Here is a 308-nt window from a genome sequence, read left to right as displayed (position 1 = left end):
GTCTGCGAAACAGACTTTAGTGGTTACCCTGACTGCCGAGACAACTTTATTCGCTCTCTAAATCTCTCTTGCAATTTAGGTATGGATAAAGCCTTCAATATTAAGACTCCTTTAATGTGGCTTACTAAAGCCGAGACCTGGGCTCTAGCTGATAAGCACAATATGTTGGAGTTTGTCCAAAACAATACTTTAACATGTTACAACGGAATTGTTGGTAAAGGCTGTGGTGAATGCCCAGCGTGCCTACTGCGACAAAGCGGCTTAGAAGAATACTTAGCGAGCAAATAGTCTTTGTTAGCGGTAATAGC

At 42.2% G+C, this 308-nt stretch carries 1 protein-coding gene; it reads left to right on the top strand.

Features of this window, described 5'->3' with window-relative positions:
* The coding region (locus IQR33_RS20905; protein ID WP_193844014.1) for a 7-cyano-7-deazaguanine synthase at positions 1 to 288 on the top strand (288 nt) is incomplete at its 5' end.
* Between the last annotated feature and the right edge of the window lie 20 nt (positions 289 to 308).

Source organism: Vibrio sp. OPT46 (assembly GCF_015163535.1).
Classification (GTDB): Bacteria; Pseudomonadota; Gammaproteobacteria; order Enterobacterales; family Vibrionaceae; genus Vibrio; species Vibrio alginolyticus.
The sequence above is the reverse complement of the archived record's forward strand: the minus strand, read 5'-3'. Positions and strand labels throughout refer to the sequence as shown.